The following is a 22,316-nucleotide window of genomic DNA, read 5'->3' as shown; positions in this document are numbered from 1 at the left end:
CGTGGCGAGCCCGAGGGGGAGGACCCCCACCCGCGGAATGACGGCAACCTCCGGGTATTGGGCCTTTTCACACACGGATCGCGTCAGGTTCGCGGAGGCGGTGATTTGCGTTGGCCCGAGTGGCCGCCTCCGCGGCAGCGCGCCATGTCAGAACACCTGATTTCCAGCGCGAGTGTTCACCATTACGGTGACCGCACCACGGTTCGCACGGTCACGAATGGCGGCCAGCGTGCGGTCCATAGCGCCCTGGTCGAAATAGGGACGGATGGCAACATCAAAGGCCGGGGGCCTGAAACTATTGACGCCTGCGTTCGCGGCGTTAACAAAGCCCTGCGCAGCCCGGTTACCCGCTGCCTGCCCCTGGGCCCCGGCGAGGCCTTCCAGCTTCGCCTTCGTCGTACCGTCAGCGCTCTGGTAGCCATCCACGTAAGCGTCGGCAGCGGCGACCCCCTGCTCGTTCCAGATGCGCTCAGCTTCGGCTTGGATGGAAGGCGGGACGAGGAGGAGGTCCGCTTGTATCTCGTTCGCCTGGGCTACCTGCGCCTCCATATCGGCGATGTACTGACCGACATCGAAGGTCGTGAGCCCGTCTTCGCCCTTGGTGAAGTAGTCCTCAACCTGAACGCCGGCGTTAGCCCAAGCGGTAGCCAGGTCGTTCACGCGCTGGTCGTTCAGCATGTCGGGAGTGACAAGCTGATCGATCAACTCGAACTGGGTGATGATGCCTTCGAGCTCAGTCTTCGCAGTCGAAAGAGCCTGATACTCCGGAGCCCACACGGGCGTGAACTCGGCAAGCCCGTCAAGCTGTTCCGTGACATCCGCGAGGATCTCGCGGGTCTGCTCAATGTCGCCGCCCGAGAGAGCATCGGTCATCTCCTCAAGAGGACGACCGGTAAGAGAAGCCGCCCGCTCAAGCTGCTCCAGGACGGTGCCGAAGTCGGCCCACTGGTCTATGTAACCCTGGAGCTGCGTCCCAGTCTTCGCCTCACGGCCCAGGATCTCGAAGAGGTTGGTGGCTTTCTCGGCGAGAGGCAGCACGCCCTTGTTTTCGTACAGTTGCTCGGCGAGATCGATCGCTGCCGAACGGGCGTCATTCAGTCGTTCTTGCGCCTGCTCCGCCCCCGACATCGCGATACCGATCGCCGCGGCGACAGCGATACCCGCGGCTGCACCGATCGGCCCGAACCCCGCGAACGCGTTCGCCGCGGTCTCCTGGACGAAGTCGACAACACCATCAAAACCACCGGAGAATGACGCTGCGGCCTCACGCCCAGACTGTCCAGCTTCGCTACCAGCCTCGTCGAGACCGCCCTTGATCTTCCGCTTCAGCTCATCGCCGGTGCTGTTCGCCTTCCGCGAGACCTCCTCAAGGGCGTCCTCAATTTGCTCCCCAGACGTGCCGCCTTCGCGACCTGCAGCGTCGAGAGCATCCTCAAGGTTCCTCACGGCCGTGCGCGCACGATCGATCGGTGTACCGAATGCCCGGGAAATGTCGCGCGCCATCTCCTCCGACGACTTCCCTGCACGCCGGCCTGCATCGACGATCGTGAGGATCTCGGAGCCGACCTCCTCGAAGGTGCGCCCGAGACCTTCAACCTGGGACTGCGCCTGACGCGTGTTCGCGGTGATATCAACGGAAAGTGCAGGCATTGTCGTCTTCCTTCTTGTCAGGGTTGAAGCGTGGGTCGTACGGGGGGAGCTCGACGCCCTCGTTGCGAGCAATTCGTGCCGCGCGGAGGTAGTTGATCTCGTCTTGGAGTGGGGTCGACTCTGCGTAGACCTCCCGCGTGTGATTCATGAGGGCCTCAAGCGCGGCTGTCGCCGGAACGAGATGCACAGGCATGTCCGGAGCAACACACAACTGCGCGAGGGAGACTGCCACGCGCCGCAGATCACCCTCCGCTACTCCCAACCTGTCCAGCTCTCGGCTGACCAGCGCAACGATGTTCATATCGCCCCCGCGTCGAACGGTTCGTCGTCGACGCCGGCGAGAACGCCCATCTCTGACTCGCGGGTCCGCGCCTCGTCGATCTCAAGCAACGTTTCTTTGAGCAGGCGAGCGTTCGCAGGCAGATCGCGTGCCGCGATCCCGTTCTCGATCTGAGAAGCGATCTCGTCGCGCAGAGCCACCAAGACAGCGAGACGCGAACCCGAGGTAGCCGCCGCCGCGATCCCGGTCTGCGGCGATCGCGAAGCGGAAGAATCGACGGTCCCCATCCACGACTTCAATGTGTTCCGCGCCAGGCCCAAGTCGCGGGCAACTTGCGCAACGGGCTGACCACCTCGAACGCGCATCACCGCCGCGAGGCGAAACGCATCACCGTACGGAGGACGACTCGTTTTCACCTGATCCTCCCTGGACTCCACCACGTGCAGATAGGGCGTCTCAGCGACCATCAGGCGCCCCCAGGGTGGTCAATGGCTCCCGCGGGGGGAGAGATAACGGCAATACCCGGAGGTCTTGGTGACGTTGGGGTGGGGGTCCTCCCCCTGGGGTGGTCGCGTTCACAGCGTGATTCCGTTTCGTCCTGATCGCCATGCGTTGATGCCGCCGTCTGAGATGAAGGCGGCGTGTTCTTCGGCGAAGGTTCCGTTGGTGGTGATGCTGATGGGTGTTTGCGGGCCGACAGCGATGACGGTGTCGGGCGACACGGGCGCGAGTCCACCCTTCTTGGCGGTGGCCGTGATGGCGGAGAAGAGTGCCTTGGCTTGTGGTTCGGGTAGTTCGATGGTGTGCTCGCCGACTCGGACCGTTGCGGTGGCGGTCACGTCAGTAGGTTCCGTTGCTGGACTGAAGAGCGTCGAGGAACTCGCGCATCTCTCTGTCCATCGAGCGGCCCGTAGTGCGGGTGAAGCCTTCCCGAGGTGCCACGTTGCCCTCCACCAAGTGCATGGCACGCAGCCGTTCTGCTTGCATCGTGACGGTCGCTTCATCTGCACCACTCAGGAGAATGCGATCTTCGGGCGCGAGTCCGCGTTCCTCCATCAGCTGGACAATGAACTCCGCGTCGGCGGGCCGGGCATCGGGGATGGGCACCGCTGTCCCCGTAGGAGTGCCCGCTTCGAGCTGTGCTTCGATCTCTGCGATACGCGCCTGCGCCTGCTCTGCTCTCTGCGCCTGCGCACGCACGTCTTCGTACTCGGCGTGCTGTTGCCTGGCGATCCGGTCCGCGCGATCCTTGATGATTCCGTCCACTTCGCCTTGCGTGAACGTTCGGGGGGCGGTGAGGGCGGCGACATCTGCGGGCGTTGGGGTGCTCATGTTCTGCTCCTCGTTCATCGGGCCGGTGCGTAGGCGAGCGTTCGCTCGAGGAAGTCGTCCCTGAACCGTTCGAGGGTCGCGATCTCGTCGACGGCTGTGCGGACCTCCGGCTTCTCGGCCGTGAAGGTGCTGATGACGTTCTGGTAGCGGCGTTCGACTCCGACGCGGAAGATCGCGTGGGCGAGGGAAGTGTCGTTCTGGCGCAGGGACCGCTCGAGCACACGGTTCGCTTCGTCGGCGTCTTTGATGCGTTCGGCGCGGTCCTGCGCATCGCGGAAGGCAATGATGCTGTCCGGCGTCGCGCCGGCGGGGGATTCGATTTCAGCGCGTCGGCGACTGATGGCGTCCTTGATGAGCTTCTTCTCCTGCTCTCGAAGCTCGGCGAGCTTCGGCAGGTAGGTTTCCTCTGCCTTTTTCTTAGCGGCGGTCTTGCCTTCGGGGCTGAGGTTCGCGTCCGCGTCGATGTCCGCCGTTGTGTTGGCGTGTGCGCGGTGGGCGGTCGCGACGTCCGCCCTTACGCGGTCTACTTCCCGCTCGAAGATGTCGAGTGACATGGTGTGCCTTTCAGTTCTTGCGCTTGCTGGCGATGTAGGTGGTGGCTGCGTCCCGGTGAATGACCCAGGGTCGACCGATCTTCTTGGCGTTCAGTTGTTTGCTTTCGCAGTCGTTCCGAACCGTGCGTTCAGAGACATTGGCTGCTCTAGCGACTTGTGAAACCGTCCAGTACTCACGTTCGTCGGTTTCCGATAGTTGCCGCGGGTCGATGCCGCTATCGGCAGGCAGGTGGAACGCGCACTGAGTTATCGCGTTCAGTACCTGCCAGCCCTGGGTCTGCGAGCTCAGTCGGGTGCGCGTCTCCTTCACCGGCAGCATCTGGTAGATGATCCGGGCTGCGTGAGGTGTGAGGACGATCGATCCTTCAGGTATCCCCGTGATCATGAGGTCGCCGCCCGACCGCCGCACTTCGTGCATCGAGCTCCGAGGGTCGTTCCGTGGGTGCAGTAGCCAGGGTCGGTTTTGTCTTGGCGGGGTTCGCTTTCAACTACCTCTAACCCCAACCCCGTCTTATATACGGGGGTTGGCGGGGTTAGAACCTCGCCCTGGCTGGGTTGGGGCGGGGTTGGCGGGGTTGAGGGGAAGTAAGCGAACCCTCCGCCCTTCCCTGCCCGGTTCCGCTTCTCGACACGTCCCTCGGCGACTAGGGCATCGCGAGCCACGCGCGTCACTTGCTTGCCTCCAGGTACCCCCGCCTGAATCTGCTCCCCGCTCGAACCAGGGTTGGCGGTGACAAACGTGAGCACGGCGGCCTTCGCTTCGTCGACCGCTTCGAAGTCGCGGGCTTCCTTGCGCGAGCCCTCACCGTAGGTCAGCGCTCGAGTGGGGTGGTCGTAGCTCAGTCGGCCCTCCTTGACCTCGACGTCGCGACCGAAGGCGGAGAAGTAGCGTGGTGAGGAGGGTTCGTCGTTCTCTCGGACGATGCGCCATGACACGTCAGGCCAGTCGAGGATGCGGGAGTCGCCTCGCGATCGTTCCCCGCTGTGCCCCATGTGGTGGACGACAACCGCTTCGTCGATCTGCGCTTCCGCTTTCAGTGCATCAAAGGCGACGAGGAACCGACCTGCGTCCTTGTTCTCGTCGAGTCCGAGAGCGTCGAGAACGGGTCGCAGGCAGTCGAGGATCAGTACGTCGCATGCCCCGATAACGTCGGCCCACGCAGCCCTCGTGGCGGGGTCGAGGATGTTGAACGTCGACAGGTGCCCCCGAAGCGAAACGAGCTCGACCCTTTCGGGGTGGTCGATAGTGTGGTCGCGGAGCCACCGACGCATCGTCCTCGGGTCCAGCTCGTCATCGATCAGAACGACACGGCCGGCCGCGTTCGCAGGAAACTGCCCGAGGAAGTCCCCACCATCCGCCAACGACCCGAGAAGGTTGCCGATCAGCGTCGACTTGCCAGCCTTGAACTGAGCCGCGACGATCACGTTCCCGCCCGTGGGCATGAGGCCTTCGACGCGGTATTCGGCGTCCTCATCGGGCTCAGCGAGGAACTCGTCGAGCCGCCGTAGCGGCGGGGGGATCGTGGGCGGTGCCGCCTCGTCGGCGAGCCGTTTACGGGCGTCCTGCTGTGCGCGAAGCCTTGCGAGTTCGCGTTCAACGTTCTGCTCGTGCTCGATGGTCGCGGAGTTCACGAACGCGTCGAGCCCGTGTCCGGACGCAACGTGGTCGGCGGCGTCGTTCCCTGTCCTGGACAGAAGCGTGCCGGCATAACGAACACCCATCTGGCGAAGGTGCTCGGCGAGGTCGCGAGCTCGTGCGGCGCCCGCTTCGTCACGATCGGCGACGACATAGACGTTTCCTGCGCCCAGGACGGGGGAGTAGTCGACCTTATCCCAGTTCTTCGCGCCCATCGGGTTGGTGGTCGCGGTGACGCCGAGCGCTTCAAGCGCGCGCACGTCCTCCTCTCCCTCGCAGATGTAGATATCGGACCCGGCTGCCGACGCTTGACGCACCTTGGCGAGCTTGAACAGCTCGACGGGCCTGTCGGTGTGCTGCTGCCGGAAGTCCTTCTTTCCGTCAGCGGTGTACTGGCGGATGACGGTGCGTCCGCTGTCGTAGTGGTACTCGCGGTCCCGCGGGGTGTCCCAGAGGTCTGCCATCTTCAGTCCCAGAGCCGCCATGACGACATCAGTGGGGTCACTATGGCTGTAGACGAGCGCTTTGCCGTCCACAGCCTTCAGGGAGACGCTGAGATCCTTTGCGGAGTGCCCGGGGGCTTGAGCTGACGCAGTGTCCCGGCCCGTTTCCATCACCTTGAGCCCCTGGTCGCGGAACTTGTCCAGAACGCGCTGGTACGCGATCCCGGCGGTCACTTATCGCTCACCTTCTCGAGCCGACCGCACGTGAAGCACAGAGATCCGGCAAGGATGAGAGTTCCTGCCTGCGCCTTAATCTCCATCACGAGCGGCTCGCTCGCGTAGGCCCCACACCGAGCGCATCGCGCCGGGTCGTCTCCCATCCTCGCCATGATGCGAGGGGGGAAGCCGTGCTCGCGCCACAACTCGACGGCTTCAGCCATTCGCCCTCGAAGCCATGAGGAATGTTCCTGCTGTCCGGTGGAGATGGTCACAGAGCGTCACCTCCGTCGAAGTGGCGAGCATCGACGGGGACGAGCTTGACGAGGACCATCTCCGCGTTGTCGCCCCGGTTGCGTGCTCTGGCTACGGTCCGGGTCGCGGCCGGCAGGTTGAAGTACAGGTGCCGGCGAACAGTCTTGCCGCGGACGAGGACAGCGAACGACTCGCGGAAAAACTCTTCGGCGGAGGCGGTGTCGGAGGTAGAATCGGGGTTAGATCTGCTGGCCGGCTGATCCCCGATCCCCTCGCTTCGGCGGGGGGTTTCGTTTGCGGTCACTCGGCGCCACCTGCTCGCATGATGGCGGCGAGGCGGTCGCGTTGTTCCTGAGCAAGGGGTGGGGCGGAATCGACAATCCGTTGGATGTACTCGGCGAGACGTTCCTCCTTGAGCTGAAGCTTCAGGTCGGTGACGTCGGCATTTGGGTCGGCGCGCTTGGCGTGGGCAATGCGGGAACGAGTCTTCGTCCAAGAAGACATCTGCTACCTCCGGGCATGAGTAACTCACGCTCCGGTGGGAGTGTCTTATCGCTAGGTCCGTTATCGGCCCTCTAGCTGGACCGGCGTTCCGCCCGGGGGCGGTGCTATTACTAACGAAGTTTAGCGTCCGGCGCTGACAGGTCAAGGAAGGACACGCCGCCCGCGTAGGCGCGCCCGAACAGCTCCGCATCTCGATCAGCGCGTACGGGGCGATCCAGGCCGCACAACGGGCACCGGTAGGAGTAGGTCGAGAATTCGGAGGCTGGGGTAAGGACGTCTACTCCGCCGAGCCGCTCCCGGCGTACCGGACTGCGCTCGTCGGGCACCTGTACTTCATTTTGCTCGGAGCCCCTGTGGTGCGCGTTATGCCGAACCCGCACATATTGCTCGCCCCGGGTGTCTGTGCCGACGGACAGCTCGACCGTGTCGAAGACCAGACGAGTGTGCTGGCTGCGCCCGGTGCATCCCACCTTCAACAGCCACTCGCTGGTTGGCTTCCTTCTGCGGCTCATTCTGCCTCCATCTTGCAGCACGTCCTGGTGGCTGGATTCGAACCAGCGGCATCCGACTTAGAAGGTCGTTGCTCTTCCTCTGAGCTACACCAGGGGGAGGGGTACTCACTGGGCGAGTACCCCTGCATTCAGTTGTCGTTCTCCTCGAGCCAACGCTCCACTTCGTCCCGCCGATACATCGTCTCCCTACTTGCCTTGACGAAGGGTGGCCCCACCCGACGACGCCGCATCTCGGCGAGCACATCTACCGGTCGGCCAGTGAACCGCGCGGTCTGCTCCGGGGTGAGCCACTCGGCGTGGTTCTCGCTCGTCAAGGCGCTTCGGCCAATCTGTGCTAGCCGCGCGAACTCCTCGGCGGGATCGTCCGAGATGGCTTCGGCGATCTTGTAGAGGTCGGTCACCGTCCAGCGTGTCTGCCCGCACACGAGGTTCCCAAAGCGTCCCAGCTCGATACCGAACTCGGCGGCGGCCTGGCGGAACGTCCATTCCCGGTCTGCCAACAGAACACGTATCTCGTCGGAGAACGCTTGGTCTGCTGTGACGGTCTTGGTGGGCTTGTTTAGGAGCGTCACCGCGTCCGCAGCTTTCCTCACCGCGGCAGCAATTTCGTCTTGTGCGTGACGCGGTATCTCGGCGTCGGTGATATCGACCTGGATGTGCCACCACTTGTCGCCGGTGATCCGGCTCACGGTCGCCGTGACCCATTCGTTCGAGAAATCATGGATCTCTAGGCGGGTACCTGGCCCCTCCTTGACGGTCGGGGGGTTCTCGGTTAGGTCTGACATGCGCAGTGGAGGTGCCCAGACCATCAGGCCACCTCGATCCGTCGAGCGAGATCCAGCCGTCCAGCCCGGTAGAGCGCTTTTTGTACCGCGCTGGGAGACATCTGCAGGGCCACGCACATGTGACCAGTCGTCTCACCCATCGCGAGGAGAAACTCGATCTCCTCGACCACTACCGCTGACGGCTGCTGCGACCTAACCCTTGTATCCCTCAGCTCGTGCAGTCCACCGCTGTAAACCCATTCCCGGGCGATCTCTCGGCTGGGGAACCGTCGCTCATTGTGCCGGCCCGCCATGCGGAACTGCACTCGCCATGTCGTCTTCCCGCTGGGGAGTGTGCGGGATGTGATGCTGACCATCAGTTCTCCACCTCCGCAAGTTCCCGTGTGACGTTGTGGTCGCGCCGCAGGGTAGGGGTGACGTCGCGCACGAACGCGTCGTATATGTCAGCGGCCCGCCGGTAGAGATCGCTCAAGTTGCGAAGAGTGTTGGTCGACTCATCTGGCTCGAGCCATACCTCGCCGACGTCGAGCACTGCTTCAAGTCGGGGTCGTCCCTTGTCGTCGATCTCGAGCATGAACTCCTGCGCCGAGTCGCCGACGGTCAGGGTCACATGACGCTCGTGCACGTTCGGAAACTCGGCGTTGGCAGGATCGAAGTGGTCATACTCGCACCACATGAACTTGGCGCACGTTGAGGCAGTCATCGCGCCGTCTCCACGTCCGAAACAGCCGAGAGCTTCGCCATGAACTCTGAGAAGTCCATACCGATAGCGTCGGCGATGAAAGAGGCGTCGCCCGCCGTAAGCTTCTTCGCGATGCTGGCCTTCGTGCCGGAGCCAATCATCAGGTTGACGGCGTCCATCATGGCCGAAACCATTATCGACACGTCGCCCTCATCGGTGACTGCCAGCGCCGTTGCCTGTCCGAGTACGCTCGCTGCGGCTTCCCAGTCGCGGGGCTCTAGCCAGATCTCGTCGTCAGTGTTTGCCATGACGAGCGTCGGGCCGTCGACGCGCTCAAGTTGTGAGCTGGCGATATCGATAAGCCACCGCTGCTCGACCCGAGCGCGCACGGGGCCTTCCGAGAACGATGCGGACCTGGCTGTGACGCAGACCGTCACCCGGTCTCCGACTGCCTCGTCGTTTCTGATCTCATAGGTCGCCATCCACGACGGGTAGCGCAGCGGAGGCCGGCCCTCCCACTCCAGCTCCTCCGAGGAGCGGCTCGCGTCGTACTCCTGGGAGCACCACGCGTTGAATGCGTCGTTGTCTGTAATTACGGACGGTACGGTGGAACTGATCATTTTCAGCGCTTTCCTTGTTGTAATGATCCCGCCCTCGTCGAGTTGCCGCTCGACGGGGGCTTCTTTCTTGCCGGCGGGTGCCGGAAGTGGTTAGGTAGCTCGCCACTCAATCGCGACCAATTGGGGGTCGAACGATTTACCGCGGCCGCTGGGCTGGATGGTGATGGTCATTAACGTCTCGACGACCTCGCGCTTCGCTGCAAGAGGGAGCTTGTCCCACCGCTCGCCAGCTTTGGGTCCAGCGAGGCTTGTGAACGCGGTTCGGGGCTGAGCGGCCTCAAGCCGTCGCGTTGCCTGTTCTCGGCGCTCACGAAGCTGTGCGGAGATTCGTTTCAGTTGGGGTGCGGTGATCTCGTCGCTTGCGAACTGTCCCGCGGCAAGATCGAGCTTCGCGTCGATGCCAGCGATCTCCTTGCGACATTCGTCTGCGACGCCAGAGTCGCCCGAGGCGAACAGTTCCGCAGCGTCGGGTTTCGAGAGTCGACCCACTATGGACCGCACTACGACCTCGTCAACAAGGTCTTGCCGGCGGCGAACCCGGAAGCATGTCGAGCATTGGTATGCAGGCGGCTGACGTTTCTGGGCTCCGGTACGAGCGTTGGTCTCCAGCCTTCCCACTGTTCGACGCATGCGGCTACCGCATAGGCCGCAGAGCACAATCCCAGCGAGTAGGTACTTCGGTGTTGGACCGTCTCCGTTGCTCTTGCGAGAAGGATCGGTGAGTAGTGCCGTGAGCTCGCTGTGCGTGTCCTCCGTCAAGATCGGGACGGTCGTGGCCTTGCCGATGATCTTGCCGCGGTGCTGGCGAAGCCCAGCGTTCGAAGGGCGGAGAAGCATCTGACGAATGATGGTCGTGTTCCAGCGGTCGGATTTCGGGCCCGGGACGCCTCGCCTGTTGAGGTCGGCGGCGATGGAGCGCAGGGACTCGAAAGCGAGCGTGCGGCGTGCACACTCCTGGACGATGCTTGCTTGCGCCTCAACGGGGATGTCACGACCATCCACTCGGGTGTATCCGTACGGGGAGTACCCGTGAGGCTCGCCCTTCTCCGCCTTCTCCTGGAACTTCCGGCGCAGACGCTTCGCGGAATTCTCCACCTCCAGGCGAGCGAACGTGCCCATCTGCCGTGCCATGGCTCGGCCCTCAGGTGTTCCGAGGTCGATGGTGCCGCCTACATTCGCGAAGACGAGCCCATGCCGGTCGGCGAGGTCGATGACATCCTCTAGCTCGCGCGGGGTGCGAGTGAGGCGATCAACTGCCCAGACGACGATGGCTTGCAGGTAACCGGATCGGATGTCCTGCAACATGCGCTCATATGCTGGACGGCTCTTCGATCGTGTGGCGCTCACGTCGTTGTCGGTATAGACCTGGGCAACATCCCATCCGCGACGCTCCGCTTCCTTGCGGCAGTCGTCTTCTTGGCGTTTAACGCCCAGTTGGTCGCCCTCGCTGTCTTTCGAGATCCGGGTGTAGATGCCTGCGCGCATATTAGGAGGTTACAACTAGCTCCCGACACCGCTGGTGTTCCTGATCCTCCCGCTGAGCGTGCTGTTCGCGGTGTTCCCGGGGATCTTCATGCTGCGGCTCGGAATCGGCTGATCGCCCACGCTCGGAAGGAGAACGACATGGATGCTGCGAAGGTGCTCGCGCGCAGACTGCGCACCGCCTGGGGAAACGCCCTCGACGACGAGGTCGGAGACGTGCCCGGGTGGGTGCTGATCACGCTCATGACCGCGGGGCTCGTGGTGGTGATCTGGGCGCTCGCCGGGCCTGCGCTGGCCCAGCTGTTCGAGCAGGCGATCTCGCGCGTCTCGGGTCTCTGAGATGCAAAGGCTCCGCCAGGCCCTCGACGACGAGGAGGGGTCGAGCCCCGTCGAGTTCGTGCTGGTCGGCGGCCTCTTGACGCTTCTGACGGTCGCCGTGCTGCAGTTGGCCCTCGCCGTGTACGTGCGCAACGTGGTGCACGACGCCGCGGTCGAGGGGGCTTTCCACGCGGCGCTCGCCGACACGACTCTCGCGGAGGGCGCCGCCCGCACGCGCGATCTCATCGGTCGCGCGGTGGCGACGTCGTACGCCGAAGATGTGACAGCGGTCGAGCAGGGCGAGACGGTTCGCGTCACGGTGCGCACGACGCTGCCCCTCCTCGGGCTATGGGGGAGTCCGCGAGCACTGGAGGTGACCGCTCATGCACCGAGCGAGTCGCTGGGGTGAGGCGTTTCGGCGAGCACTCGGCGACGACGACGAGGGATCGGCGGCGATCGAGTTCATCTTCGTCGGCCTCCTGCTGCTGGTCCCGACGGTCTACCTGGTGATCGCGCTCGGCATGGTGCAGCACCAGTCGCTCGGGGCCGAGGCGGGAGCCCGGCACATCGCCCGCGCGATCTCGACGGCGACCGATGCCGCCGACGCCGATGCGCGCGCTCGGGAGGTGCTGGCGACGGTCGTCGAAGAATACGGGCTCGATGCAGATGCGGTGGATATCGAGATCGACTGTCCGGGCGCAGCATCCGGGTGTCCGTCTGCCGGCGCGAACGTGGTGGTGACGGTGCGCACAGCCGTAGCGCTGCCGCTGGCTCCGCCGGTGCTCGGTCTCGACCGGTTGGCGCGCCTCCCCGTCGAGGCGGTCGCGGTGCAGAAGGTCTCCCGGTTCTGGGGTGCGACATCATGATGCGGCGACTCGACGACGACGGGAGCGTGCTGTTGCTCACGCTGGGCTACGCGCTGCTCGCCCTGGCGCTCGTGCTCGTCTGCGCCAACGCCACATCGCTCTATCTGGCGCAGAAGCGCCTCGACAGTGCGGCGGATGCTGCGGCGCTCGCCGGTGCCGACGGATTCACCCTCACGGTGACCGACGGTCGAGCGATGGCCGTGCTGACCGACGACGACGTCCGCGCGCAGGCGGAGGAGGTCGTCGACGCGATGGGGGAGACCGTCACGGTGGTCGAGGCCTCGACTCCCGACGGCGTCTCGGCCCGAGTGACCGTGACAGGGGTGTGGCACCCGCCGATCGTGTCGCTGTTCGTGCCCGACGGGGTGCCGCTGGGCGCGACCGCGACCAGCCGCACCGCGCTGCTGTAGGTCGGCGACCAGCCGCGCAGCGCTGCCTCTCAATGAGGCGCGCGCGCACCGCATGGCCGAGCGAACGTGAGCGAGGCGCTCGTTACGCTCGAAGCATGGCCGAAGAACCTCGCGATGACATCCCTGCGCCCGTCGTCCCTCCCGCGCAGGCGTGGCCGACAGGTGCGCCCGGCGCCTACATTCCGGCGAGGGCGCCGATGCCCGACCCGCGCAGCCCGCTGCCGGGTCTGCCGTTCGGGTCGAGCTACCGCACACCCCGCACCCGGTGGTGGAAGGGGCTGCTCAGCATCCTCATCGTGATCGTCGGCATCCTGCTGTTCACCACGATCGGTGGCCTCGTCGCGACGATCGTCGATCTCGTGATCGGCGCGCAGGACGCCGACGCCCTCATGTCGGGCCTGATCGTCATGACCCCGGTCGTGCTGCTCGCGACGAACCTCAGCATCGTCGCGGCCGCGGCGCTGTCGATCATCGCCCACCGCTTCGTCAGCGGGGTGCGGATGGGCTTCTTCCACTCGCTGCGCCCCGGCTTCCGGTGGCGGTGGCTGTGGATCTCGACCGCCATCGCCGCGCCGTTCTACCTGGCCTTCGCCGCACTCAACCTGCTCGACCCCGCGTACCGCATCGAGATGTCGTCAACGGCCCTCGCCTTCCTCGCCGTGATCGTGCTCACCACACCCCTGCAGGCGGCTGCCGAAGAGTACATGTTCCGCGGCGTGGTGCAGCGGGCGGCCGGTTCGTGGCTGCGCTCGCCGCGCTGGGCGCTCATCGTAGGAACGATCGTGAGCGCGTCGATCTTCTCGGCTGTGCACTTCGCCGCCGACCCGTGGCTGATCGCCTACTACTTCCTGTTCGGCGTCGGCCTGTCGATCCTCGCCCAGCTCACGGGCGGTCTCGAGAGTGGCATCGCGATCCACACCGCGAACAACCTCTTCCTGCTCGCCGTCTCGGCGTTCACGGGCTCGATGGATGCGGGCTTCGACCGTTCTGCCGGAGTCGGAAGCCCGGTGCTGCTGCTGCCGATCGTCATGCTCGCGATCGTGATCGCCATCCTGGCGGCGGTCGCGCGCCGGAGGCGTCTCGCGCGGGTCACACCCGAGCCTCCGCTCGTCTGAGCGTCGTTTCTACTTCGCCCGCGGCACGAACCGCGGCACCCAGCGCACGAACCCGAGCGCGCCCAGCAGCCCGATGACGCCCATCGCCCCGGCGGCGAACGACAATGACAGCACGGCGGCGATCCCCGAGATCAGGAGCGGGGCCGTCGCGCCCCCGGCGTCGGTCAGGGTTCGCCACGACCCGAGGAAGGGCGCCGGGTCGGTCGGGGGCGCCACGTCGGCGCCGAGGGTGAGAAGGATGCCGCTCGAGAGCCCGTTGCCGACTCCGAGAACCGCGGCGAACATCGCGAACCACATGCTCGCGTTCGTCAGGTCATGGGTGATCGAGAGCGCGAAGAACCCCGCACCCATGAGCACCATCGCGGGCAGGGCCGCCCACAGCCGGCCGAACCTGTCCATGACCTGACCGCTGGCGTAGAACAGCGCGAAGTCGATCGCCCCCGAGATGCCGACGACGAGCGCGATGGTCTGCGCGTCGAGACCGATCGAGACGCCCCACAGGGGCAGCATCACCTGACGCGCCGACCGCAGGGCCGACAGCGACGCGGCCGCGAGCCCCAGGCGTGCGAGCACGTCGCGGTGCCGCCACATGGTGCGGAACACGCCCGCGCGCACCGCTCCCGAGCCGGGTGCGGGCAGCGGAATCGAGCCGGTCACGGGCTCGCCGGTGTCTTCGCGCGGCTCGGGGGCCGCAGCATCCGCCCCGTTCTTCGTCAGCGCCAGTTCAGGATCGGGTCCCAGCAGCACGAGCAGCACCGTCGCCACCAGGCAGACGCCGAAGAACCAGATCGCCGCGCTCTCGCTACCGAAGACGGTGAGGAGCACCGCCGCGATGAACGGTCCGACGAACATGCCCAGGCGGAACGTGCCGCCGAGCAGAGACAGTGCCCGCGCGCGGAACGACAGGGGCACGCGCGTCGTCATGAACGAGTGACGCGCGAGTCCGAAGGCGGCCGCGCACAGCCCGATCACGAAGACGGCTGCGGCGAACAGCACCAGGGTCGGGGCGAGGGCGAGACAGATCGTCGCGACGAGGGCCACCACCCCGGCGACGCCCATCGTGATGCGCTCACCGAAGCGGGCGACCGCCCAGCCGGCCGGAATGTTGCCGCAGAGCTGACCGACGACGAGGGCGGAGGCGACGAGTGCGGCGACGGCGATATCGGCGCCCAGGCGCGACGCGATGATGGGGATGAGCGGGATGACCGCCCCCTCGCCGATGGCGAACAACAGCGTCGGGCCGTAGATCATCGGGGCGAAGCGGACGAGGATGCGGCGGGGGGAGTCGTCAGCCATGTCGCCTCCAACATACGCCCGGCGTTCGTGGCGCCGGTCGGTCCGCCCGGCGCCGGATACCGGCGGACGGAGGACGGTAGGCTGGGGAGCCATGCTTGAACTCGATCTGACCGCCGATATCCAGGCGCTGCGCTCCACCTTCGGCGACATCCGCGCCGTGGTGGACGTCGACGCGCTCACCGCCGACATCGCACGCCTCAGCGAGGAGGCCGGCGCCCCCGACCTCTGGGACGACGTCGACAAGGCGCAGAAGGTGACGAGCGCGCTGAGTCACCGGCAGTCCGAGCTCAAGCGCATCTCCGACGTGGAGGCGCGCCTCGACGACCTCGAGGTGCTCGTCGAGCTCGCCCTCGAGGCGGAGGACGAGGAGTCGGCGGCCGAGGCCCGCAAGGAGCTCGCCGACCTGACGAAGGTGATCAACTCGCTCGAGGTGCAGACGCTCCTCGACGGTGAGTACGACCCGCGGTCCGCGGTCGTGACGATCCGTTCCGGTGCCGGCGGCGACGACGCGACCGATTTCGCCGAGATGCTGCTGCGCATGTACCTGCGCTGGGCCGAGCGCCACAAGTACCCCGTGAAGGTCATGGACACCTCCTACGCCGAAGGTGCGGGCATCAAGTCGGCCACCTTCGAGGTCGACGTGCCGTACGCCTTCGGAACCCTGAGCGTCGAGGCCGGTACGCACCGTCTCGCCCGCATCAGCCCCTTCGGCTCCGCCGACAAGCGGCAGACGAGCTTCGCCGCGGTCGAGGTCATCCCCGTGATGGAAGAGGCGCAGGAGGTCGAGGTGCCCGAGGGCGACATCCGCGTCGACGTCTTCCGCTCTTCGGGTCCTGGTGGCCAGTCGGTCAACACGACCGACTCCGCGGTGCGCATCACCCACCTCCCGACCGGCCTCGTCGTGTCGATGCAGAACGAGAAGTCGCAGATCCAGAACCGCGCCGCCGCGATGCGCGTTCTGCAGACGCGCCTGATGCTGCTGCAGCGCGAGGAAGAGGCTGCGAAGAAGAAGGAGCTCGCTGGCACGATCACCGCGAGCTGGGGCGACCAGATGCGCTCGTACTTCCTCTACGGACAGCAGCTCGTCAAAGACCTGCGCACCGGCTACGAGGTCGGCAACCCCGCATCCGTCTTCGACGGCGACCTCGACGGCCTGATCGCCGCGGGAATCCGCTGGCGCAAGCGCAAGACCGAAGACGACTGACCGCGAGACCCGTTCTGCGTGTCGAGACCACCGCCTGATGTGGCGGTCTCGTCGGCCAGGCGCGGTTTCGTCGAACGGATGCTGCGCGGCGGGCGCGTCACGACCGGATGCGGCGGGGGAGCCGCTTAGGCTTCTTGCGCCATGATCCGGTTCGAGAACGTCAGCAAGCGGTATCGCGGCACCTCCAAGCCCGCCCTCAACGAGGTCGACTTCGAGGTGCAGCGCGGAGAGTTCGTCTTCCTCGTCGGTCAGTCGGGTTCGGGAAAATCCTCGTGCCTTCGTCTGATCCTGCGTGAAGAGACGCCGAGCAAGGGGCGCGTCGTCGTCCTCGGCAGAGACCTCCGCACTCTCTCGAATCGCAAGGTGCCCTACTTCCGTCGGCACGTGGGTGCGGTCTTCCAGGACTTCCGGCTGCTGCCGACGAAGACGGTGTTCCAGAACGTCGCGTTCACCCTGCAGGTGACCGGCGCCTCGCGCGGCTTCATCTCGCAGGCCGTGCCCGAGGCCCTCGCCCTCGTCGGCCTCGCCGGCAAGGAGAAGCGCCTGCCCCACGAGCTCTCGGGTGGTGAGCAGCAACGCGTCGCCATCGCGCGTGCTCTCGTCAACCGCCCGCAGGTGCTGCTCGCCGACGAGCCCACCGGAAACCTCGACCCGGCAACCTCGATCGACATCATGCAGTTGCTCGCACGCATCAACGCCGGAGGCACCACGGTCGTCATGGCCACGCACGAGGCCGGCTTCGTCGACCAGATGCAGCGTCGCGTGATCGAGCTGCAGAACGGCGAGATGGTGCGCGACGAGCGTCACGGCGGCTACGGCGACACGTCGGGTCTTCCCCGCCTCGCCCCCCAGGTCGAGAAGGGCGCGGCAGCGGTCGCGGCCCTCACCGCGGTGCTCGAGGTGCAGCGAGAGGTCGCACAGGTCAACCCCGCCGCCGGTGCCGCGCTGGAGGAAGCCGCGGAGCGGCTCACGCCGGCCGCCGAAGAAGCCATGGCTCCCGTCATCGCCGAGCAGACGCCGGAACCGGCATACACCCAGCGGGCCGAGGGCTCCGGCGAGATCGACGAACTCGGACTCGCCGACCGCCTCGGCCTCAGCGGCAACCGTCGCGACGATGAAGTGGGGCCCACCTCGTGAGGATCGGACTCATCCTCGGCGAGGCCTTCACCGGTCTTCGCCGCAACGCCTCGATGGTCATCTCCGTCGTGCTGGTGACCTTCGTCTCGCTGACCTTTGTCGGCGCCGCGATGCTCATGCAGATGCAGATCGGCAAGATGCAGGAGTTCTGGGCGGATCGCGCCCAGGTCGCGGTCTACATGTGCTCCTCGGTCTCCGATACCGCCACGTGTTCGGATGGTCTGGCGACGCAGGATCAGATCGACGCGGTGACGGCGTCGCTCGAGGGTGGTGCGCTTGCGCCGCTCATTCGCGACTACACCTACGAGAACAACCAGCAGGTGTACGACCGCACGATCGCGCAGCTGCCGGAATACGCCGACGTGCTCACCCCCGACCAGGTCGGTGCGACGTTCTCTATCAACCTCGTCGACCAAAGCCAGTCAGACGTCATCGCCGAGGCCTTCGGCGGCCTCGAAGGCGTGGAAGACGTCGCCGACCAGCTGCAGTACCTCGACCCGCTCTTTGACGCTCTGCGAATCGCGAGCTACGTCGCGATCGGAATCGCTGCGTTGATGCTCATCGCTGCCGTCCTGCTCATCGCCACGACCATCCGCCTGTCGGCCTTCGCCCGCAGGCGCGAGATCGGCATCATGCGCCTCGTCGGAGCATCCAACCGCTTCATCCAGACCCCCTTCGTGCTGGAGGGCGTGCTCGCCGCGCTCATCGGGTCGGCGCTGGCGAGCGTCACGATGTGGGGCATCGTGACCTTCGGGGTCGAAGACTACCTGCGCGACAGAGTCGCCTTCATCACCGCATGGGTCGGGCCCGGCGACCTCGGCGTGGTGATTCCGGTGATCGTCGCGCTGGGCGTGGTGCTATCGGCTCTGTCGGCCGGCTTCGCCATCAGGCGCTGGCTGCGCACCTGAGGTCGGCGTCGGCCTTGTAGACTGATGGGCTTGCATGAGCCCGACAGCCGGAGGAGGTTGCCATGCCCCGCGAACAAGGCGAGAAGGTCGTCGCGACCAACCGTCGCGCGCGTCACGAGTACGCCATCGAGAAGACGTACGAGGCGGGCCTCGTGCTCACCGGCACCGAGGTGAAGTCGCTCCGGCAGGGGCGGGCGAACCTCAGCGACGGCTACGCCTACATCAACGGGGGAGAGGCGTTCCTCGACGCCGTCAACATCCCCGAGTACTCGCAGGGGCACTGGACCAACCACTCCGCCAAGCGCATCCGCAAGCTCCTCCTGCACAAGGAGGAGATCGTGAAGCTCTCGCACGCGATCTCGGCGGGCGGCTACACGCTGGTGCCGCTGAAGCTCTACTTCCTCGACGGACGTGCCAAGGTCGAGATCGCGGTCGCCAAGGGCAAGCGCGAGTTCGAGAAGCGTCAGACGATCCGCGAGCGCGAAGACAAGCGCGAGGCCGAGCGCGCGATGCGCACGCGCAACCGCACGGGCGAGTAGGCCCTACGACGCGCGGAACCGCGCCTCCACCGCCGCGCCGACCACGATGTCGGCCGGCTGGAGCGCGAGTGCCGGGCCCGCAGCATCCGACGCGGCCATCCGCATCATGCGAGGAGCGGATGCTGCAGCCTCCGTCTGTCCGGCGAGAAGCCCCACGTCGGCGATCTCGATCGGCGCCACCGTGCCGAGCCCGATGGCCTCCGCATAGGCCTCGGCGCGGGTGACGGCTACGCGCACAGCGTCGGAGGCGACGTCGCGCTCGACGATCGCGCGGGTGCCGGGGGTGAGCTGCCACGAGATCGACGCGACCTGAACCTCGTCGGCGTCGGCGGTCTCGCCGAGCCACCACGACAGCGCGGTGAAGTCGGCGAACGACGCCGAGATGTCGACGGAGGCGTGGTGCACCGGCGGCAGCTGTCGTCCCTCGTTGTTCCAGGGGCGTTCCGACCAGACCGAGACGCGTCCGCTCGACCACTCGGCGACCTCGCCGGAGCGCTGGTGGGCGTCGAGACCATCGCGTATCGGTGCCGCGGCCGCGTTCACACGCTCGACCACGGGTCCGCGTTCGGGCCCGTCCGCTCTCACGGACAGCTGCACGACGGCCCGCTCAGGAGCGACCCGGCGCTCCGACTCGCCTCGGACGGTGATGACGACCTCGCTCATGCGCCGAGCCTACGGGCTCTGCCTGAGCGGGCGCGCGGTGCGTCGGTCGGAGAGTCAGGCGGGGAAGATCTGCCCCACGGGCAGGCGCTTCTCAGCCTGGAACGCGTCTTCGGTGCGGCCGGCCGCCCAGTACGCCGAGAGCGACAGGTCGGAGCGCTCGACGCCTCGCTCGACGAGGATCGGACGCAGGGCCTTCATCGCCCCTCGCTCACCATGCGCGAAGACCTGCACGCGACCCGCGGGCCAGTCGAGCGCGGCCACCGCGTCGACGAGACGCGCGCCCGGAGCATCGTGATCTTCGTCGATCCAGGTCACCTTTGCGGGAGAGGCGGGCAGCTCGGCGCGATGCTCGGCCGACCGGGCCTCGAGCAGCACGGTGACCTGAGCATCATCGTGCAGCGACTCGAGCGCGGCGGAGATCGCGGGAATCGCCGATTCGTCGCCGATGAGCAGGATGCTGTCGACCTCCGGGTCGGGGGAGAAACCCCCGCCGGGGGCGGACATCGTGAGTTCGTCGCCGGGCTGCGCGTTCGCCGCCCACGGGCCTGCGACTCCGGTGTCACCGTGCACGACGAAGTCGATCTCCATCACGCCACGGTCGAGGTCGACGCGGCGGATCGTGTAAGTGCGGACCGTGGGCAGCTCGTCGAAAGCGACCTCGTCGCGCAGAGCCGCGAGGTCGTACGGCGGGCGCAGAGCGCTGCCGGCCGGGGGGAAGAACAGCTTCGCGTACGCGTCGGTCTCGGGGCGGTCGGGGAAATCGACCAGCTCCGCACCTCCGAGCACCACCCGCACCAGTCCGGGCGTGAGCCGGATCGTCTCGACCACCTGGAGGGTGGTCTGCGTGGGGGCGGGTCGACGAGAAGGTGAGGGCACCCTTACATCGTACGGGGCGGTCCGAGGGGCGAGCTGGTCCGCGGAGCCGGGAATGCGCCGAGGCGAGAACCGTTATAGTCTGTAGGGCTCGGGTGCTTCGGCAGCCGGGTTGGCAACTCCACAGTGTGACAGCGGTCCCTCCGACGGAGGACCACGGGGATGATCGGTTTCGACATCGCTTGTGATTCTGCGTGAAGCGGGCCGAGGATGCAGGGTTATCTCGTTAACGATCTCTGCAAAACAATAAGTGCCGAAACCAAGCGCACTGACTTCGCCCTCGCTGCATAAGCGAGCCCGATAGTCCGTCGGACCGTAGGTGTTCCCGCTACGGATCCCGGCGTCATTTAGGGGACTAGCTGCGTGACGGCGCCTCGACGTCACGCGGGACTCTTCCGGGGCTGGGCTCGTCGACTTAGGTGTCTGTGACAAAGGTCGGAGCCGAGCAGAACGTCTGCACAGACTGCGCCCGGAGAAACCGCACTTTCCCAGTGATGGACGGGGGTTCGATTCCCCCCATCTCCACTATGGCTGCTGTCACTTCACGTACAGTGCGGGAACCGCGAGATTTCAACGGTTTCCGCACTGTGCGTTAAGGCCAGTTCGAGTTTGTTCGTGGCCGTTCTGCGGACTGTGCGCGGACTCAGGACCTCTGGCACACTCCTCGCATGGAACCGACCTGGCACACCTACACGAGCGCTGCAAAGAGGGTCGGCCGATCGCGCCGCACCATCCGTCACTGGGGCGCGCAGGGCATGCCGATGAGCTGGCACACGATCGATGGTCAGCCCACGCGCGTGGTCCTCGAGCAGGTGCTCCTGAAGTGGTACCGGGAGCGATTGAAGAACGACCCGGTTCACCAGCAACGGATGCGTGTCAGGCGACGCGCCCAGGCAACCTGAGCGCACGACTCAAATGGGCTCGGCGACGACGGTTCGCAAGGCCTTGCTGTGGTCCGGAGTCACGTAGAAAGCGTGGGGTGTCGCGAGGGTGGATCCGATGAGATCCGGCAACACGGTCGCGAGAGCACTGAGCGCCTGGGAATGGAACCGAATCCCTTTGCCCTTCACGTCGACGAGCCCGACCCAGTGCAGGCCGGCCTCGCGGAGACCGCGGCGCTCTTCTTCGTAGAACAGCTGGTTGCGGTCCTGCGTAATGATGGCGGTGAATCCTCGCTGCTGCAGGACCGGGAAGATGTCGACATCGTCCGTACGTCGCAGATCCTCGTCGATGTACGACCGGTAGAGGCCCGCTTTGAAGGGTCGGCGCAGCGATGCGGCGTAGTCGGCGGGCAGGTTCTCGTCGATGAAGAACTTCGGTCGCGTATTCAGGTCCTCACACTGCCTCTAGCGATCGGCTGAACGCGACCGCATCGCGCGCGGCCTCGACCGATACGCGGGGAAACATCTCGGGGATGTCCTCTGCGAACACCGTCTCGTCGTCGACAAGCTGTGCGATCGTGTCGAACGGCACACGGGTGCCAGCGATCACGGGATACCCGCCGAGAGTGCGTGGGCTGACGAAGAGATACGGTGCCGGTCGCTCGAACGGCACCACGGCGTTCCCGCGGAAGTTGTTGAACTCGGCGAACAGCTCCTCGAACGAGTACTCGCCGACGAGGTGGCCCGGCTTGCGGGTGAGGTCGACCACGTCGCCGTCCGGCGTCTTCACGAAGATCCGCTTGCCGTCTGTGCCGAAGATGAACTCCGAGGGGTGATCAGCGACCGCCACCATGTCGAGGTTTCCCCACGCGGCGCGGAGCTTCTGAGCGGACGTCTTCGCGCGAAGGAAGACCATGGCGCGCAGGGCGACGACATCCCGGAACGAATAGATCGGCGGGCGGCCGCTGTGTACCTCGGGAACGAGCAGGCCTGTACGGCGCCACTTCGCCAGTTGGAACGGTGTCGCGCCGGACAGCTTCACGGCAAGCTCGGGCGTATACGTCACCCTCTGACCCCCCGATCCATGATCACAGCATAGGGGCGGCGCCGACATTCTCCGGGAGATGCCCGTCCCCGGCCGCGTGCGCCTCGCCG

At 66.0% G+C, this 22,316-nt stretch carries 28 protein-coding genes, 1 tRNA gene and 1 other RNA gene; 11 read left to right on the top strand and 19 right to left on the bottom strand.

Features of this window, described 5'->3' with window-relative positions:
• Positions 1-147 precede the first annotated feature (147 nt).
• The 14 genes from ABTU82_RS02285 to ABTU82_RS02220 form a co-directional block, all read right to left on the bottom strand.
• Positions 148-1,650 (bottom strand): hypothetical protein, encoded by a 1,503-nt coding sequence (locus ABTU82_RS02285; RefSeq protein WP_407171436.1) that lies wholly within the window; start codon positions 1,648-1,650, stop codon positions 148-150.
• The gene (locus tag ABTU82_RS02280) at positions 1,631-1,951 is read right to left on the bottom strand and encodes a hypothetical protein (RefSeq protein WP_407171433.1); all 321 of its coding nucleotides are present in this window, start codon (positions 1,949-1,951) and stop codon (positions 1,631-1,633) included. The genes ABTU82_RS02285 and ABTU82_RS02280 overlap by 20 nt, the downstream gene beginning before the upstream one ends.
• Positions 1,948-2,397: a transposase gene (locus tag ABTU82_RS02275; protein ID WP_407171430.1), complete on the bottom strand. Its 450-nt coding sequence runs from the start codon at positions 2,395-2,397 to the stop codon at positions 1,948-1,950. Before ABTU82_RS02275 ends, ABTU82_RS02280 begins: the two co-directional genes overlap by 4 nt.
• Before the next feature lie 108 nt (positions 2,398-2,505).
• Complete coding sequence (locus ABTU82_RS02270) at positions 2,506-2,769, bottom strand: hypothetical protein (RefSeq protein ID WP_407171428.1); 264 nt, start codon at positions 2,767-2,769, stop codon at positions 2,506-2,508.
• A 1-nt stretch (position 2,770) separates the two neighbouring features.
• The gene (locus ABTU82_RS02265; protein WP_407171427.1) at positions 2,771-3,262 is read right to left on the bottom strand and encodes a hypothetical protein; all 492 of its coding nucleotides are present in this window, start codon (positions 3,260-3,262) and stop codon (positions 2,771-2,773) included.
• Between the two features lie 14 nt (positions 3,263-3,276).
• Complete coding sequence (locus ABTU82_RS02260; protein WP_407171426.1) at positions 3,277-3,816, bottom strand: hypothetical protein; 540 nt, start codon at positions 3,814-3,816, stop codon at positions 3,277-3,279.
• Between the two features lie 10 nt (positions 3,817-3,826).
• Entirely contained in the window at positions 3,827-4,234 is a 408-nt protein-coding gene (locus tag ABTU82_RS02255; RefSeq protein WP_407171424.1) for a helix-turn-helix domain-containing protein, read from the bottom strand.
• Positions 4,198-6,129 (bottom strand): AAA family ATPase, encoded by a 1,932-nt coding sequence (locus ABTU82_RS02250; RefSeq protein ID WP_407171422.1) that lies wholly within the window; start codon positions 6,127-6,129, stop codon positions 4,198-4,200. Before ABTU82_RS02250 ends, ABTU82_RS02255 begins: the two co-directional genes overlap by 37 nt.
• Positions 6,130-6,666: 537 nt before the next feature.
• On the bottom strand, positions 6,667-6,870 hold the full coding sequence (locus ABTU82_RS02245) for a hypothetical protein (protein WP_407171420.1): 204 nt from the start codon (positions 6,868-6,870) through the stop codon (positions 6,667-6,669).
• Positions 6,871-7,404: 534 nt separating this feature from the next.
• A tRNA-Arg gene (locus ABTU82_RS02240) sits at positions 7,405-7,476 on the bottom strand.
• A 34-nt stretch (positions 7,477-7,510) separates the two neighbouring features.
• Positions 7,511-8,167, bottom strand: coding sequence for a helix-turn-helix domain-containing protein (locus ABTU82_RS02235; protein ID WP_407171418.1), 657 nt, complete (start codon positions 8,165-8,167; stop codon positions 7,511-7,513).
• A 355-nt stretch (positions 8,168-8,522) separates the two neighbouring features.
• Positions 8,523-8,870: a hypothetical protein gene (locus tag ABTU82_RS02230; RefSeq protein WP_407171415.1), complete on the bottom strand. Its 348-nt coding sequence runs from the start codon at positions 8,868-8,870 to the stop codon at positions 8,523-8,525.
• On the bottom strand, positions 8,867-9,469 hold the full coding sequence (locus tag ABTU82_RS02225; RefSeq protein WP_407171413.1) for a hypothetical protein: 603 nt from the start codon (positions 9,467-9,469) through the stop codon (positions 8,867-8,869). Before ABTU82_RS02225 ends, ABTU82_RS02230 begins: the two co-directional genes overlap by 4 nt.
• Before the next feature lie 90 nt (positions 9,470-9,559).
• Positions 9,560-10,954, bottom strand: coding sequence for a recombinase family protein (locus tag ABTU82_RS02220; RefSeq protein ID WP_407171411.1), 1,395 nt, complete (start codon positions 10,952-10,954; stop codon positions 9,560-9,562).
• Positions 10,955-11,092: 138 nt separating this feature from the next.
• Between ABTU82_RS02220 and ABTU82_RS02215 the strand changes: the two genes are divergently transcribed.
• The 5 genes from ABTU82_RS02215 to ABTU82_RS02195 all read left to right on the top strand — a co-directional run bounded on the left by ABTU82_RS02215 (position 11,093) and on the right by ABTU82_RS02195 (position 13,660).
• Complete coding sequence (locus tag ABTU82_RS02215) at positions 11,093-11,290, top strand: hypothetical protein (protein WP_407171410.1); 198 nt, start codon at positions 11,093-11,095, stop codon at positions 11,288-11,290.
• Between the two features lies 1 nt (position 11,291).
• On the top strand, positions 11,292-11,678 hold the full coding sequence (locus ABTU82_RS02210; protein ID WP_407171408.1) for a TadE/TadG family type IV pilus assembly protein: 387 nt from the start codon (positions 11,292-11,294) through the stop codon (positions 11,676-11,678).
• Positions 11,653-12,135: a TadE/TadG family type IV pilus assembly protein gene (locus ABTU82_RS02205; RefSeq protein ID WP_407171405.1), complete on the top strand. Its 483-nt coding sequence runs from the start codon at positions 11,653-11,655 to the stop codon at positions 12,133-12,135. Before ABTU82_RS02210 ends, ABTU82_RS02205 begins: the two co-directional genes overlap by 26 nt.
• Positions 12,135-12,545, top strand: coding sequence for a pilus assembly protein TadG-related protein (locus ABTU82_RS02200; RefSeq protein ID WP_407173277.1), 411 nt, complete (start codon positions 12,135-12,137; stop codon positions 12,543-12,545). The genes ABTU82_RS02205 and ABTU82_RS02200 overlap by 1 nt, the downstream gene beginning before the upstream one ends.
• 95 nt (positions 12,546-12,640) lie before the next feature.
• The gene (locus tag ABTU82_RS02195; protein ID WP_407171403.1) at positions 12,641-13,660 is read left to right on the top strand and encodes a CPBP family intramembrane glutamic endopeptidase; all 1,020 of its coding nucleotides are present in this window, start codon (positions 12,641-12,643) and stop codon (positions 13,658-13,660) included.
• 9 nt (positions 13,661-13,669) lie between these two features.
• On the opposite strand, the gene ABTU82_RS02190 is transcribed toward ABTU82_RS02195, so the two are convergent.
• Positions 13,670-14,956, bottom strand: a complete 1,287-nt coding sequence (locus ABTU82_RS02190) for an MFS transporter (RefSeq protein WP_407171401.1) — start codon at positions 14,954-14,956, stop codon at positions 13,670-13,672.
• Between the two features lie 91 nt (positions 14,957-15,047).
• On the opposite strand from ABTU82_RS02190, the gene prfB reads away from it, so the two are divergent.
• The 4 genes from prfB (at position 15,048) to smpB (ending at position 18,744) form a co-directional block, all read left to right on the top strand.
• Positions 15,048-16,160 carry a peptide chain release factor 2 gene (gene prfB / locus ABTU82_RS02185; RefSeq protein WP_116646284.1) on the top strand — a complete coding sequence of 371 codons (1,113 nt, stop codon included), beginning with the start codon at positions 15,048-15,050 and terminating at the stop codon, positions 16,158-16,160.
• Positions 16,161-16,301: 141 nt separating this feature from the next.
• Positions 16,302-17,297, top strand: a complete 996-nt coding sequence (gene ftsE, locus ABTU82_RS02180; RefSeq protein WP_121149175.1) for a cell division ATP-binding protein FtsE — start codon at positions 16,302-16,304, stop codon at positions 17,295-17,297.
• Positions 17,294-18,205: a permease-like cell division protein FtsX gene (ftsX, locus tag ABTU82_RS02175; protein ID WP_116646286.1), complete on the top strand. Its 912-nt coding sequence runs from the start codon at positions 17,294-17,296 to the stop codon at positions 18,203-18,205. Before ftsE ends, ftsX begins: the two co-directional genes overlap by 4 nt.
• 62 nt (positions 18,206-18,267) lie before the next feature.
• Positions 18,268-18,744: an SsrA-binding protein SmpB gene (gene smpB / locus ABTU82_RS02170; protein ID WP_116646287.1), complete on the top strand. Its 477-nt coding sequence runs from the start codon at positions 18,268-18,270 to the stop codon at positions 18,742-18,744.
• 3 nt (positions 18,745-18,747) lie between these two features.
• Here the strand turns inward: smpB and ABTU82_RS02165 are convergent, their stop codons facing one another.
• On the bottom strand, positions 18,748-19,407 hold the full coding sequence (locus ABTU82_RS02165) for an SIMPL domain-containing protein (protein WP_407171399.1): 660 nt from the start codon (positions 19,405-19,407) through the stop codon (positions 18,748-18,750).
• A gap of 54 nt (positions 19,408-19,461) precedes the next feature.
• Positions 19,462-20,283: a siderophore-interacting protein gene (locus tag ABTU82_RS02160; RefSeq protein WP_116646289.1), complete on the bottom strand. Its 822-nt coding sequence runs from the start codon at positions 20,281-20,283 to the stop codon at positions 19,462-19,464.
• A 155-nt stretch (positions 20,284-20,438) separates the two neighbouring features.
• Here ABTU82_RS02160 and ssrA point away from each other — a divergent pair.
• Positions 20,439-20,808: a transfer-messenger RNA gene (gene ssrA, locus ABTU82_RS02155) on the top strand.
• Between the two features lie 140 nt (positions 20,809-20,948).
• Positions 20,949-21,182, top strand: coding sequence for a hypothetical protein (locus tag ABTU82_RS02150; RefSeq protein WP_407171396.1), 234 nt, complete (start codon positions 20,949-20,951; stop codon positions 21,180-21,182).
• Positions 21,183-21,191: 9 nt separating this feature from the next.
• Here ABTU82_RS02150 and ABTU82_RS02145 read toward each other — a convergent pair whose 3' ends face one another.
• Positions 21,192-21,551, bottom strand: coding sequence for a hypothetical protein (locus ABTU82_RS02145; RefSeq protein ID WP_407173276.1), 360 nt, complete (start codon positions 21,549-21,551; stop codon positions 21,192-21,194).
• A gap of 64 nt (positions 21,552-21,615) precedes the next feature.
• Complete coding sequence (locus ABTU82_RS02140; protein ID WP_407171393.1) at positions 21,616-22,227, bottom strand: DUF433 domain-containing protein; 612 nt, start codon at positions 22,225-22,227, stop codon at positions 21,616-21,618.
• Positions 22,228-22,316 lie beyond the last annotated feature (89 nt).

The sequence above is a fragment of the Microbacterium deferens genome (genome assembly GCF_045517775.1).
Taxonomy (GTDB): domain Bacteria; phylum Actinomycetota; class Actinomycetes; order Actinomycetales; family Microbacteriaceae; genus Microbacterium.
Note: the sequence above shows the minus strand (reverse complement) of the source record. Positions and strands in the feature narration are given on the sequence as shown.

Excerpts from the sequence above, each read along its gene's own strand:
- ABTU82_RS02220 (WP_407171411.1), bottom strand. The coding sequence starts at position 10,954 with ATGCGCGCAGGCATCTACACCCGGATCTCGAAAGACAGCGAGGGCGAC.
- ABTU82_RS02265 (WP_407171427.1), bottom strand. The coding sequence starts at position 3,262 with ATGAGCACCCCAACGCCCGCAGATGTCGCCGCCCTCACCGCCCCCCGA.
- ABTU82_RS02215 (WP_407171410.1), top strand. The coding sequence starts at position 11,093 with ATGGATGCTGCGAAGGTGCTCGCGCGCAGACTGCGCACCGCCTGGGGA.
- ABTU82_RS02260 (WP_407171426.1), bottom strand. The coding sequence starts at position 3,816 with ATGTCACTCGACATCTTCGAGCGGGAAGTAGACCGCGTAAGGGCGGAC.
- ABTU82_RS02235 (WP_407171418.1), bottom strand. The coding sequence starts at position 8,167 with ATGTCAGACCTAACCGAGAACCCCCCGACCGTCAAGGAGGGGCCAGGT.
- ABTU82_RS02150 (WP_407171396.1), top strand. The coding sequence starts at position 20,949 with ATGGAACCGACCTGGCACACCTACACGAGCGCTGCAAAGAGGGTCGGC.
- ABTU82_RS02230 (WP_407171415.1), bottom strand. The coding sequence starts at position 8,870 with ATGACTGCCTCAACGTGCGCCAAGTTCATGTGGTGCGAGTATGACCAC.
- ABTU82_RS02285 (WP_407171436.1), bottom strand. The coding sequence starts at position 1,650 with ATGCCTGCACTTTCCGTTGATATCACCGCGAACACGCGTCAGGCGCAG.
- ABTU82_RS02245 (WP_407171420.1), bottom strand. The coding sequence starts at position 6,870 with ATGTCTTCTTGGACGAAGACTCGTTCCCGCATTGCCCACGCCAAGCGC.
- ABTU82_RS02255 (WP_407171424.1), bottom strand. The coding sequence starts at position 4,234 with ATGCACGAAGTGCGGCGGTCGGGCGGCGACCTCATGATCACGGGGATA.
- ABTU82_RS02225 (WP_407171413.1), bottom strand. The coding sequence starts at position 9,469 with ATGATCAGTTCCACCGTACCGTCCGTAATTACAGACAACGACGCATTC.
- smpB (WP_116646287.1), top strand. The coding sequence starts at position 18,268 with ATGCCCCGCGAACAAGGCGAGAAGGTCGTCGCGACCAACCGTCGCGCG.
- ABTU82_RS02165 (WP_407171399.1), bottom strand. The coding sequence starts at position 19,407 with ATGAGCGAGGTCGTCATCACCGTCCGAGGCGAGTCGGAGCGCCGGGTC.
- ABTU82_RS02205 (WP_407171405.1), top strand. The coding sequence starts at position 11,653 with ATGCACCGAGCGAGTCGCTGGGGTGAGGCGTTTCGGCGAGCACTCGGC.
- ABTU82_RS02210 (WP_407171408.1), top strand. The coding sequence starts at position 11,292 with ATGCAAAGGCTCCGCCAGGCCCTCGACGACGAGGAGGGGTCGAGCCCC.
- prfB (WP_116646284.1), top strand. The coding sequence starts at position 15,048 with ATGCTTGAACTCGATCTGACCGCCGATATCCAGGCGCTGCGCTCCACC.
- ABTU82_RS02200 (WP_407173277.1), top strand. The coding sequence starts at position 12,135 with ATGCGGCGACTCGACGACGACGGGAGCGTGCTGTTGCTCACGCTGGGC.
- ABTU82_RS02195 (WP_407171403.1), top strand. The coding sequence starts at position 12,641 with ATGGCCGAAGAACCTCGCGATGACATCCCTGCGCCCGTCGTCCCTCCC.
- ABTU82_RS02190 (WP_407171401.1), bottom strand. The coding sequence starts at position 14,956 with ATGGCTGACGACTCCCCCCGCCGCATCCTCGTCCGCTTCGCCCCGATG.
- ABTU82_RS02280 (WP_407171433.1), bottom strand. The coding sequence starts at position 1,951 with ATGAACATCGTTGCGCTGGTCAGCCGAGAGCTGGACAGGTTGGGAGTA.
- ABTU82_RS02275 (WP_407171430.1), bottom strand. The coding sequence starts at position 2,397 with ATGGTCGCTGAGACGCCCTATCTGCACGTGGTGGAGTCCAGGGAGGAT.
- ftsE (WP_121149175.1), top strand. The coding sequence starts at position 16,302 with ATGATCCGGTTCGAGAACGTCAGCAAGCGGTATCGCGGCACCTCCAAG.